This window comes from Nonomuraea sp. NPDC049649 (assembly GCF_040675175.1).
GTDB lineage: Bacteria > Actinomycetota > Actinomycetes > Streptosporangiales > Streptosporangiaceae > Nonomuraea.
Genome location: NZ_JBFAOH010000048.1, coordinates 33,699 through 44,263, shown reverse-complemented (window position 1 = coordinate 44,263; position 10,565 = coordinate 33,699). Strand labels below are relative to the sequence as shown.

General features: G+C 70.1%; 13 protein-coding genes. 7 read left to right on the top strand and 6 right to left on the bottom strand.

Going from position 1 to position 10,565, the window contains the following annotated elements; genetic code table 11:
- A partial coding sequence (locus tag AB0J42_RS33845) for a 2-oxoacid:acceptor oxidoreductase family protein (RefSeq protein WP_364301821.1) occupies window positions 1-842 on the bottom strand: 842 nt, incomplete at its 3' end.
- Between the two features lie 246 nt (window positions 843-1,088).
- Window positions 1,089-2,549, bottom strand: coding sequence for a polysaccharide deacetylase family protein (locus AB0J42_RS33840; RefSeq protein ID WP_364301819.1), 1,461 nt, complete (start codon window positions 2,547-2,549; stop codon window positions 1,089-1,091).
- Between the two features lie 86 nt (window positions 2,550-2,635).
- Here AB0J42_RS33840 and AB0J42_RS33835 point away from each other — a divergent pair, with 86 nt between their 5' ends.
- The 7 genes from AB0J42_RS33835 (at window position 2,636) to AB0J42_RS33805 (ending at window position 7,136) form a co-directional block, all read left to right on the top strand.
- Window positions 2,636-3,007: an NADH-quinone oxidoreductase subunit A gene (locus AB0J42_RS33835; protein WP_364301817.1), complete on the top strand. Its 372-nt coding sequence runs from the start codon at window positions 2,636-2,638 to the stop codon at window positions 3,005-3,007.
- Window positions 3,008-3,103: 96 nt separating this feature from the next.
- Complete coding sequence (locus AB0J42_RS33830) at window positions 3,104-3,556, top strand: NADH-quinone oxidoreductase subunit B family protein (RefSeq protein ID WP_364301827.1); 453 nt, start codon at window positions 3,104-3,106, stop codon at window positions 3,554-3,556.
- Window positions 3,553-4,095 carry an NADH-quinone oxidoreductase subunit C gene (locus AB0J42_RS33825; protein WP_364301815.1) on the top strand — a complete coding sequence of 181 codons (543 nt, stop codon included), beginning with the start codon at window positions 3,553-3,555 and terminating at the stop codon, window positions 4,093-4,095. Before AB0J42_RS33830 ends, AB0J42_RS33825 begins: the two co-directional genes overlap by 4 nt.
- Window positions 4,088-5,029, top strand: a complete 942-nt coding sequence (gene nuoH / locus AB0J42_RS33820) for an NADH-quinone oxidoreductase subunit NuoH (protein WP_364301813.1) — start codon at window positions 4,088-4,090, stop codon at window positions 5,027-5,029. Before AB0J42_RS33825 ends, nuoH begins: the two co-directional genes overlap by 8 nt.
- An 83-nt stretch (window positions 5,030-5,112) precedes the next feature.
- Window positions 5,113-6,057 (top strand): hypothetical protein, encoded by a 945-nt coding sequence (locus tag AB0J42_RS33815; RefSeq protein ID WP_364301811.1) that lies wholly within the window; start codon window positions 5,113-5,115, stop codon window positions 6,055-6,057.
- A gap of 43 nt (window positions 6,058-6,100) precedes the next feature.
- Window positions 6,101-6,880 (top strand): GNAT family N-acetyltransferase, encoded by a 780-nt coding sequence (locus AB0J42_RS33810; RefSeq protein ID WP_364301809.1) that lies wholly within the window; start codon window positions 6,101-6,103, stop codon window positions 6,878-6,880.
- Complete coding sequence (locus tag AB0J42_RS33805) at window positions 6,837-7,136, top strand: hypothetical protein (RefSeq protein ID WP_364301807.1); 300 nt, start codon at window positions 6,837-6,839, stop codon at window positions 7,134-7,136. Before AB0J42_RS33810 ends, AB0J42_RS33805 begins: the two co-directional genes overlap by 44 nt.
- Here the strand turns inward: AB0J42_RS33805 and AB0J42_RS33800 are convergent.
- Genes AB0J42_RS33800 through pstC form a run of 4 tightly spaced genes read right to left on the bottom strand, consistent with a single transcriptional unit; the run spans window position 7,133 to window position 10,565 of the window.
- Window positions 7,133-7,870 (bottom strand): response regulator transcription factor, encoded by a 738-nt coding sequence (locus tag AB0J42_RS33800; RefSeq protein WP_364301804.1) that lies wholly within the window; start codon window positions 7,868-7,870, stop codon window positions 7,133-7,135. The genes AB0J42_RS33805 and AB0J42_RS33800 overlap by 4 nt on opposite strands.
- 23 nt (window positions 7,871-7,893) lie before the next feature.
- Window positions 7,894-8,670 carry a phosphate ABC transporter ATP-binding protein PstB gene (gene pstB, locus AB0J42_RS33795; protein WP_364301802.1) on the bottom strand — a complete coding sequence of 259 codons (777 nt, stop codon included), beginning with the start codon at window positions 8,668-8,670 and terminating at the stop codon, window positions 7,894-7,896.
- 15 nt (window positions 8,671-8,685) lie between these two features.
- Complete coding sequence (gene pstA, locus AB0J42_RS33790; RefSeq protein ID WP_364301800.1) at window positions 8,686-9,588, bottom strand: phosphate ABC transporter permease PstA; 903 nt, start codon at window positions 9,586-9,588, stop codon at window positions 8,686-8,688.
- Window positions 9,585-10,565 (bottom strand): phosphate ABC transporter permease subunit PstC, encoded by a 981-nt coding sequence (pstC, locus tag AB0J42_RS33785; protein WP_364301825.1) that lies wholly within the window; start codon window positions 10,563-10,565, stop codon window positions 9,585-9,587. Before pstC ends, pstA begins: the two co-directional genes overlap by 4 nt.

Sequence of the window (10,565 nt, the reverse complement as noted above, 5' to 3'; positions counted from 1 at the left end):
CCGAAGTGCTTGTGCGCCGACAGCTCGTGCAGGATGTCGGAGGCCGGGGTGATCGGGTAGGAGCCGAGGAACAGCGGCAGCTTCGACTGGACGCTGGCGGCGATCAGGCCGTAGGCCAGGGCCTGGTTGCCGGAGATGTTGCGATACACCCCCGGCGCCAGCCGGGCGGGCTTGACCTCGTAGGAGACGGAGAAGGATTCGGTGGTCTCGCCGTAGTTCCAGCCCGCCTGGAAGGCGGCGATGTTGGCCTTGGCGATCTCCGGCTTCCGGGCGAACTTGGTCTCCAGGAAGCTGATGGTCTGCTCGGTCGGGCGGTGGTAGAGCCAGGACAGCAGGCCGAGCGCGAACATGTTCTTGGCGCGTTCGGCGTCCTTCTTGCTGATGTCGAAGTCTTCCAGCGCCTTGACGGTCAGCGAGGTCAGCGGGACGGCGTGCACCCGCCACTCGGCGAGCGAGCCGTCTTCCAGGGGGTTGGTGGTGTAGCCGACCTTGGCCAGGTTGCGCTTGGTGAACTCGTCGGTGTTGGCGATGATGTCGGCGCCGCGGGGCAGGTCGCCGAGGTTGGCCTTGAGCGCGGCGGGGTTCATCGCGACCAGGACGTTGGGGGCGTCGCCGGGGGTGAGGATGTCGTGGTCGGCGAAGTGCAGCTGGAAGCTGGACACGCCGGGCAGGGTGCCGGCCGGTGCGCGGATCTCGGCGGGGAAGTTGGGCAGGGTGGACAGGTCGTTGCCGAACTCGGCGGTGCCGGCGGTGAACCGGTCACCGGTCAGTTGCATGCCGTCGCCGGAGTCACCGGCGAACCGGATGATCACGCGATCGAGTTGCTGAACCTGCTTGCTCACAGCTCGGTCCTCCTCGACGCGCCTGTGCGCGTTCGCTTCTGGCGCGTACTCATTTTCATGCTAGATCCTCGGGACGTCGCGCGTTTGCACACCGCCCATAGCGGGTAAACGCGGTGGGATTCAGGAAACGGAGGCGACAGAAGGGCGACACAGCCCTGCTGCAAGCCTGCAGAGATCCACATGCAGGCGCGCGAAGAGGACAGTTCGGGTCACGAGCGCCAACTATACGTCCCCCTGCCGCGTCTGCTACGTCAGGGGCTGCTTTCGCGCGGGCGCGCTCCCCGACTTGTACAGGTCTCCTGCCTTCATCCCACCTGACCCGTACAACTCTGGAACAGTAACGAAGGTGTAACCCTTCCCGGCGAGCCGCTCCAGGATGTCCGGGACGGCGGCGACGGTCGCGCGCTGGGTGTCGTGCAGGCGCACGATCGCGCCCGGATGGGCGCGCTCCACCACCCGGTCGGCGATCGCGGCGCTGTCCCTGTCGCGCCAGTCGGCGGGGTCCACGTCGCTGTCCACGAGGGCGAGCCCCTGGGCGCGGGCGACGTTGCGCACCTCGGTGCTGACCGAGCCGTAGGGGGCGCGGGCGAGCGTCGGACGCGCGCCCGTCGCCGCGACCACGACCTCCTCGGTGCGGGTGAACGCGTGAGCGATCTTGCTGGAGGGCAGCCGGGCCAGGTCGCGGTGCTGGTACGAGTGGTTGCCGATGAGGTGGCCCTCGGCGGCCATCCGGCGCAGCAGCTCGGGCTCGCCGACCGCGCTGCTGCCCATGACGAAGAACGTGGCGCGGGCGTCGGCCTCGCGCAGCGCGTCGAGGAGCTTGCCCGTCTCGGGGCCCGGCCCGTCCTCGAAGGTGAGCGCGACGCACTTGGTCTTCGCGCAGTCGACGGTGCCCGCGCGGTTGCTGATGGCGGCCGGGGCGGGGGAGGGGGCCGTCTCGGGGCGCTTGACCGCGACCCGCTGCCCGTGGCGGCGGACGTCCCGCTGGGCGCGCCGCCCGGTCTCCGACAGCAGCGGCGACGCCTGGTCCGCGGGTATGGCCACGGCCAGCCTGCCGAGCGAGCAGGGCGCGATCTCGCAGTCGTCGAACTCCACCACCAGGTCGCCCGAGGCGTTGAAGGCCATCGAGTCGAACCGGGCGCGCCCCGGCATCACCTGCTCGCGGTCCACCACCGGCCCGCGGTTCTCGAGCCCGGCCCTGACCAGGCGGGCCACCTCGTCCAGCGCGCCGTCGCCGTTCAGCAGGTCGATCGAGTCAAGGGCCCTGCGGGTGCTCGTGTCGTACCAGAAGGTCGTGGTGGCGTGGTCACGGCCGGCCGTCAGGGAGCGGCCGGCCCGCAGCCGGACGCCCACGACGTCGCCGGCGGCGACGAGTTCCCAGTCGACGTTCAGCTCGGCGCCGGGCACGCCGCGGGCGTTCTCCCGGAACGCGCGCAGCCGCCGCTCGGCGTCCCCGCGGAGCTTCTTGTTGAGCGCGGTCGCGCCGCTCAGTTCGGGGTAGTTGATGCGGACGCGCCGGGTCAGGTCGTCGCCGCCGCTCAGCGTCCGGGGGGCCAGGCCGGAGATGTTCGCGGGGTCGACGAATTCGATCCTGGTGGGGTCGGCGGGGAGCCGGGTGTCCTGCTGGGGCGCGGCAGCGGCGAGACCGCAGCCGGAGGTGGCCAGGGCCAGCAGGGCGATTCCTCCCAAAGATCGAACTTTGAACATGCGTATGAGGATATGTCGCGGATCTTATGATTTGCCGGGATTTGGGGGTATAGGGCGTTAGGTTTTGCTGGGTTACCATCGCGGGCATGGACGGCTACTACGGGTCCTACCTGCTGGTCGCGGCGCTGCTCGCGATCGGCGTCGCCATCGTGGCCGGAGCGCTCCTCGTCAACCGCGCGCTGCGCCCGTCCAGGCCCACGCCCGAGAAGCTGACCAGCTACGAGTGCGGCCTCGACCCCGTCGGCGAGGGCTGGGCCCAGTCCCAGGTCCGCTACTACGTCTTCACCTACCTCTACGTGATCTTCGCCGTCGACGCGGTCTTCCTCTTCCCGTGGGCCACCGTCTTCGCCGCGCCCGGCTACGGCGTCACCACGCTGGTCGAGATGTTCGTCTTCCTCGGCGTCATCGCCCTGGGCATCCTCTACGCCTGGCGCAAGCGCGTCCTGACCTGGACGTAGCTCTCGACCCTGATCCGCGCAACAATGGGTCACATGGCAGCGACGGATCTCCCGATGCCCACGGTGGGGCCGGTCTCGCGGCTCGCGCCCAAACCCATGCGGTTCGTGCTCAACTGGGGGCGGCGCTACTCGCTCTGGGTGTTCAACTTCGGGCTGGCCTGCTGCGCGATCGAGTTCATCGCCACCTCGATGAGCCGCCACGACTTCATCCGGTTCGGCGTCATCCCGTTCGCCAACGGGCCGCGCCAGGCCGACCTCATGATCGTCTCCGGTACGGTCACCGACAAGATGGCCCCGGCCGTCAAGCGCCTCTACGAGCAGATGCCCGACCCGAAGTACGTCATCTCCTTCGGCGCCTGCTCCAACAGCGGCGGCCCCTACTGGGACTCCTACTGCGTCACCAACGGCGTCGACCAGATCGTGCCCGTCGACGTCTACGTGCCCGGCTGCCCGCCCCGCCCCGAGGCGCTGCTCCACGGCATCATGAAGCTGCAGGAGAAGATCGCCGCGGAGAACCTCGGCGACCGCTACGCCGGGGAGGGCTCGTGACCGCCTTCGCCGCCGGTCCGCTGGAAGGCCGCGCGGAGGTCACCGACTCCTACGGCGACACCGTCGTCGACGTCGCCCCCGGCGACTGGATCGAGCTGCTCACCCACGTCCGCGACGCCCTGGGCTACGCCTTCTTCGACTGGCTGACCGGCGTCGACGAGCCGCCGGACGCCTTCCACGTGGTCGCCCACGTCTACAACCCCGACACCCGCTCACGGCTGCTGCTGCGCACCGCCGTGCCGCGCGACGACCCGCGCCTGCCCACCGCCGTCGGCGTCTACCGGGGCGCCGACTGGCACGAGCGCGAAACGTACGAGATGTTCGGGGTGATCTTCGAAGGCCACCCCAACCTGGTGCCGCTGCTGCTGCCCGACGGGTTCGAGGGCCACCCGCTCCGCAAGGACTTCATCCTGGCCGCCCGGGTCGCCAAGCAGTGGCCGGGCGCCAAGGAACCCGGCGAGTCCGGCCACGGCGCGCCGAGCCGCCGCAAGACGCTGCCGCCGGGCGTGCCGGCCGACTGGGGGTCACCCGATGCTTGACGTGGTGCTGCACTTCGCCGTGATCCTGTTCATCTTCCTCGCCCTGCCGCTGATCGTGGGGCAGACCGAACACAAGGTCATGGCCCACATGCAGTCCCGTCTCGGGCCCATGTACGCCGGCGGATTCCACGGCTGGGCGCAACTCATCGCCGACGGCGTCAAGTTCATGCAGAAGGAGGACGTGGTCCCGGCCGCCGCCGACCGGCGCGTCTTCATGCTCGCCCCCGGGGTGGCGCTGGTGCCCTACCTGGTGGTGCTGATCGCCCTGCCGATCGACGACGGGTTCGTCGGCGTCGACCTCGACCTCGGGCTGTTCTTCGTGCTCGCCGTCATGGGCGTCGGCGTGCTCGGCGCGATCATGGCCGGGTGGGCGTCGGCCAACAAGTACTCGCTGCTCGGCGGCATGCGGGCGGCCGCCCAGCTCGTCGCGTACGAGCTGCCGCTGGTGCTGGCCGCCTCCTCCGTCGCGATGGCGGCCGGCACGCTGTCGCTGCCCGGCATCGTCGAGGCGTGGCAGTGGTGGTGGCTGCCGTGGCAGGCCATCGGCGGCGTGGTGTTCTTCGTCGCCGGGCTGGCCGAGCTGCGCCGGCCGCCGTTCGACATGCCGATCGCCGAGTCCGAGATCATCATGGGCCCGATGACCGAGTACACCGGCATCCGCTTCGCGCTCTTCATGCTCGCGGAGTACGCCGGGATCGTCGTGCTGTCGTTCCTGACCAGCGTGCTCTTCCTCGGCGGCTGGCAGGGGCCGCTGCTGCCCGGCTGGCTGTGGACGCTGGTCAAGGTGTTCGCGCTGGCGTTCGTGGTCATCTGGCTGCGCGTCACCTTCCCGCGCTTCCGCGAGGACCAGCTGCAGAAGCTCGCCTGGGCCGTCCTGGTGCCTCTGGCACTCGTCCAGCTCGCCATCACCGGCGTCGTCCGCGTCGCGATCTGAAACCTGCCCTGGAAGCTCTTCTAGGTGAAACTCCCGGCCGTCTCCGTTCGTCTTACCGTTAGGGGGCCTTTGAGGGGGTTTCGATGACCTTGCGCTTGTCCCCGGTCGGTCCGGCGGTGAGCGGCGGCCCGGTGCCGGAGACGGTCCTGACCTGGGACGGCCCCGACCTGGTGGCCACCACCCGCGATGACTCCGTACGGGTGCGGCCCGTCGCGCTCTACCAGTACCTCTATCACCGGCACCTGGAGTCGGGCGCACAGCAGTGGGCCGGGCTGGCCGCGCTCGACTGCGACGGCCTGGTCATGCTCGACCTGCCCGGCGCCTGGGACACGGAGCAGGTCGCGAGCTTCGGCGGTGCGGCCGGGGTCCCGGTCGGCGGCAGCCGGTTCGAGACCTCCGATCGGGTGCGCGCCCGGCTGTCCGGCCGTGCCCCCGGGTGGCGGCGGATGTTCGGCCTGCCCCCGGCGAAACCGGCGCGGTGGCGGAGGCCGCTGATCTACGCGACCGGGGTGGCAGGGCTGGCGCTGATGGTCTACCTGATCTCGGTCGGCGCCTGGGCGGCCTGGCGCGGGCTGTCGGTGCTCGGCCGGGTGCTCATCGAGCTGGTCGAGGTGAAGTGGCTGGCCGTCGCGTTCAGCCCGCTGCTGCTGGTGTTCCGCCCGCTCGCGGCCCGCTGGCGCCGGTACGAGGCGAGCAAGGGCATGCGCGCAGGCCCGCCGGACGGCCCCAACCTGGTGATCGAGCGCGACAAGGAACTGGCGATCCAGAGCAGCGGGGAGAAGCTCGCCATGCGGATCGGCCAGGCTCCGGGGCGGGTCTCCGGGCTGCTCGCGTACCAGTACGAGGACCGGTCCGGCCTGTTCCTGCTGAACCAGTCCGGCCGCGCCCTGCACCACATCCCCGGGCCGTGGGCCTCTGACGACCTGAACCGCCTCGCCTCCAGCAACGGTCTCAGCCTGGCGGTTCTCCGGCTCAGCCGCGAGGAGTACCTGAATCTGCTCCGGACGTGCGACCGCGGCTCCCCGTAGATTCCTGTTGCGCCTCGCGTGGCCGCGGTGCTGGGGTGGCGGCATGGATCGTGACGAGGTGCTGGCCGCGTTCGACCGCGAGCTGAGGCGGGGCGCGCGGCCTGTCGGCCCGGGGGATCGGGTCGAACGCGCGGGCCGGGTGATCCGCTACCTCGGCGACGGCTGGGACTGCGTCATCTGGTCGGGTTTCGACAGCGCTGTGGCCGACGCGGAGATCGCCGCTCAGGTCTCGTACTTCACCTCGCTGGGGCGCGGGTTCGAGTGGAAGCTCTACGGCTACGACCAGCCGCCGGATCTGCCGTCCCGGCTGCTGAAGGCCGGGTTCGTCCCCGGCGAGGAAGAGACGCTGATGGTGGCCGAGATCGCCGAGTTGGACACGGAGGTCCCGCCTCCCGACGGGGTCCGTCTCCACCAGGTCGCCACCGACGCGGACGTGGATCTCATGATGGCCGTCCACGACCAGGCATTCGGTGTCTCCTCCGACCTGGCGCCCGCTCTCCGGGCCCAGCTCGCCCAGGGCAGCCTGGTGGCCTTTGTGGCGATGGCCGGGGATGAACCGGTCAGCGCCGCCCGGATGGAGCTTTATCCAGGTACGGGCTTCGCGGGCCTCTGGAGTGGCGGCACCGTCCCGGGCTGGCGCGGCCGTGGCCTCTACCGGGCACTGGTCGCCCGCCGCGCCCGCCACTCCCCAGATGACGAACGCCATGTCCTCCAGCGTCACGATCCGCTGGCTCATGACCCGCGGCCTGCGCGCCTCTCTGGAGAAGGCCGAGACACCCGTGATCCTCGACCTGTGCGGTGTCGGCGGGATCAAGGCAGGTGAGATCCACTGGGACGACCTGCAGTTCGAACGCGGCTACCGGGCGTTCAAGGCCACCATGCAGGGCGCCCGCGCGGCCGAACTGCTCGCCACCGCCCTGTTCGCCAAGCCGGTGCGGGAGGCGATCCCGCCGATGGTCGAGCTGATCGACCACCCTCCGGCGGCCCCGCTCTCCGCGTACGTCCGGGGCAGGCCGGTCACCCTCACCGCGGACCGCCGTCTCGACGAGGCCGTCCGCGCCCTGGCGGGCCGGTTTTAGGGCGCGCTGTCGCCGGGTGGCGTGACCAGGCGGTAGCCGACGCTCCGCACGGTCTGGATGAGCTTGTCGTCGTGGTCGCCGAGCCGGCGGCGCAGCCGTTTGACGTGGACGGCCAGGGTGTTGGTGGTGCCGCTGGTGAGCTGGTCGCTCTGCCAGACGTGGCGCATGATCTGCCGGCGCGTCACGGTCTTGTCGGCATGGCGCATGAGGAAGGCCAGCAGCTGGAACTCGCGCAGCGGGAGATGGGTCAGCTTTCCCCGGCAGTGGACCTGGTAGGCGTCGAGGTCGATCTGCACGTACCCGACGGTGAGGACGTTGCGGTCCGGGCCCGCGGCGGGCTGGACGGCGCCGACGATGGGCAGCAGCTCATGGGCGCGGTAGGGACGCGCGACGCAGGCCGTGGCGCCCGCCTTCAGGGCTTGGACCGCCTGCTCGGCGTCGGCGTCCCCGACGCCGAGCAGCACCGGGAGGTCGCGGTCGGCCCGGATGGCCGTGATGAGGTCCACCGCGCCCAGGACCGGCAGGCCGGCGCTGATCAGGACGGCGTTCGGGCTGAGCGCTCCCACCTGGAGGAGGGCCCGCGCGCCGTCGGCGACGCCGGCGACCCTGATGCCCTCCAGTTCCAGGGCGTCGGCGAGATCCTTGACCTGGGCCTCGTCCGGGTCGGCCACCAGCAGCAGGGGCATGTGCCGGGTGTCCCCCTCAACACCGGGTGCCGTCCGCGGCTGGATCACCCGTGTCCTCCTCTCCGAGTCGGTCAGCCGAAGCGGCCGGTGATGTAGTCCTCCGTGGCCTTGTTGCTCGGGTTGGTGAACATGCGGGAGGTCTCGTCCATCTCGACCACCTTGCCGGGCTGGCCCTGCGCGGCGAGGTTGAAGAACGCGGTCCGGTCGCTGACCCGGGCGGCCTGCTGCATGTTGTGGGTGACGATGACGATGGTGTAGTCGTTCTTGAGCTTCGCCATCAGGTCCTCGATGGCCAGCGTGGAGATCGGGTCGAGCGCCGAGCACGGCTCGTCCATGAGCAGCACCTGCGGCCTGACCGCGATGGCGCGGGCGATGCAGAGCCGCTGCTGCTGACCGCCGGACAGGCCCGCGCCGGGCTTGCTGAGGCGGTCCTTGACCTCGTTCCAGAGGTTGGCGCCCTTGAGCGACTCCTCCACGATCCCGTCGAGCTCCGACTTGGAGACGCGCCCGTTGAGCCGGAGCCCCGCCGCCACGTTCTCGTAGATCGACATGGTGGGGAACGGGTTGGGGCGCTGGAAGACCATGCCGATCTGGCGGCGCACCGAGACCGGCTCGACGCCCGGACCGTACAGGTCCTCGCCGTCGAGCAGGACCTTGCCCTCCACCCGGGCGCCCGGGATCACCTCGTGCATGCGGTTGAGCGTGCGCAGGAAGGTGGACTTGCCGCACCCGGACGGGCCGATGAACGCGGTGATCGAACGGGGCTCGATGGTCATCGACACGTCCTCGATCGCCTTGTGCGACCCGTAGTACGCGTCCAGCCCTGAGACCTGGATCTGCTTTGACATTGCGGAGACAACCCCCTAACGGCCCTTGGCGGGCGCACGCCACCAGGCGATCAGGCGCGCCGCCAGGTTGAGCAGCATGACGATCAGGATGAGTGTGAGCGCCCCGGTCCAGGCCCGGTCGATGGCGGTGTCGTTGGGACGGCCCGCCTGGTCGAAGACGTACAGGGGAAGGCCCATCTGCGGTCCGCTGAACGGATTGTTGTTGATGGAGTCAGTGAAGAACACGGTCAGCAGCAGCGGCGCCGTCTCGCCGGCGACCCGGGCGATGGCCAGCATGACGCCGGTGACGATGCCGGTGAACGCCGTCGGCAGGACGACCTTCACGATCGTCCGCCACTTGGGCACGCCCAGCGCGTACGAGGCCTCGCGCAGGTCGTTGGGCACCAGCCGCAGCATCTCCTCGGCCGATCTGACGACCGTCGGCATCATCAGCACCGACAGGGCCATCGCGCCAGCCCAGCCGCTGTAGGGCATGCCCAGGACCAGGATCCAGAACGCGAGGACGAACAGCCCCGCGACCACCGAGGGGACGCCGGTCATGACGTCCACGAAGAAGCTGATGGCCCGGCTCAACCGGCCCCCGCTCCCGTACTCCACCAGATAGATGGCGGTGAACAGGCCGATCGGGACGGAGATGAGCGAGGCCAGCAGGACCTGCTCCAGGGTGCCGATGATGGCGTGGTAGGCGCCGCCGCCGGCGTCGCGCGCGCCGATGCCCCGCATGGAGTGCGTGAGGAACTCCAGGTCGAAGCGGGCCATGCCGTTGGAGATCACCAGCCACAGCACCGACACGAGCGGCACCACCGCCAGTGCGAACGCCAAATAGACCAGCCCCCGCACGAGGTGGTCCTTGATGCGGCGGCCGGTCGAGACGCGCTGGATCGCAGTTGATCTCACGGCTTCTTGCTGAAGGGTCATGAGTCGGCCCCCGAGAACTCCTTGCGCCGGTTGATGATCATGCGAGCGGCCATGTTGACCAGCAGAGTGATCACGAACAGCACCAGGCCCGACGCGATCAGCGCGCCGCGGCCGATCGGCGTGGCCTCGCCGAAGCCGTTGGCGATGTTCGCCGCGATGCTGTTGCCGTGCGGGGTGAGGATCCGGAAGGTGATGTCGAACGTCGCCGGGAAGATCAGCGCGACGGCGATCGTCTCACCCATCGCCCGGCCGAGACCGAGCATCGCGGCGCTGATGACGCCTGGCCGGCCGAACGGCAGCACCGCCATCCGGATCACCTCCCAGCGGGTGGCGCCCAGCGCCAGCGCCGCCTCCTCGTTCGTCTTCGGGACCTGCAGGAAGATCTCCCGCGCGATGGCCGCGATGATCGGCAGAATCATGATCGCCAGTACGACGCCGCCCGCGAGCATGGTCTTGCCGCCGATCGCCCCCTCGCCGGCGAACAGCGGGAACCAGCCGAAGGTGTCGTTGAGCCACTGCGAGGGCTCCCGCAGCACCGGCACCAGGAAGGCCAGGCCCCACAGGCCGTAGACCACGCTGGGGACCGCGGCGAGCAGGTCGATCAGGTAGCCGAGCGGCCCGGCCAGGCGCCGGGGGGCGTAGTGGGAGATGAACAGCGCCACGCCGACCGCGATCGGGGTCGCGATGAAGATCGCGATCATGGAGCTGAGTACGGTTCCGAACGCCAGGGCGCCGATGCCGAAGACCTGGCTGCCGTTCGGGTCCCAGATCAGGTCGGTGAAGAAGCTGCCCTTGTTCGCCTGCAGCGCGGGGATCGCCTCGGCGATGAGGAACACGGCGATCGCCGCCATGATCCCCAGCAGGGTGATGCCGGCCCCTGTGGAGACGTACCGGAAAAGCCCCTCACCATAGGTGCGCCGCGAGGCGGGCCGGCGCGTGGCCGGCCCGCCGCCGCGGGTCGTCGTCTCGGTTGCCAT

Excerpts from the sequence above, each read along its gene's own strand:
- AB0J42_RS33815 (WP_364301811.1), top strand. The coding sequence starts at position 5,113 with ATGACCTTGCGCTTGTCCCCGGTCGGTCCGGCGGTGAGCGGCGGCCCG.
- nuoH (WP_364301813.1), top strand. The coding sequence starts at position 4,088 with ATGCTTGACGTGGTGCTGCACTTCGCCGTGATCCTGTTCATCTTCCTC.
- AB0J42_RS33840 (WP_364301819.1), bottom strand. The coding sequence starts at position 2,549 with ATGTTCAAAGTTCGATCTTTGGGAGGAATCGCCCTGCTGGCCCTGGCC.
- AB0J42_RS33830 (WP_364301827.1), top strand. The coding sequence starts at position 3,104 with ATGCGGTTCGTGCTCAACTGGGGGCGGCGCTACTCGCTCTGGGTGTTC.
- pstA (WP_364301800.1), bottom strand. The coding sequence starts at position 9,588 with ATGACCCTTCAGCAAGAAGCCGTGAGATCAACTGCGATCCAGCGCGTC.
- AB0J42_RS33810 (WP_364301809.1), top strand. The coding sequence starts at position 6,101 with ATGGATCGTGACGAGGTGCTGGCCGCGTTCGACCGCGAGCTGAGGCGG.
- pstC (WP_364301825.1), bottom strand. The coding sequence starts at position 10,565 with ATGGCAACCGAGACGACGACCCGCGGCGGCGGGCCGGCCACGCGCCGG.
- AB0J42_RS33835 (WP_364301817.1), top strand. The coding sequence starts at position 2,636 with ATGGACGGCTACTACGGGTCCTACCTGCTGGTCGCGGCGCTGCTCGCG.
- pstB (WP_364301802.1), bottom strand. The coding sequence starts at position 8,670 with ATGTCAAAGCAGATCCAGGTCTCAGGGCTGGACGCGTACTACGGGTCG.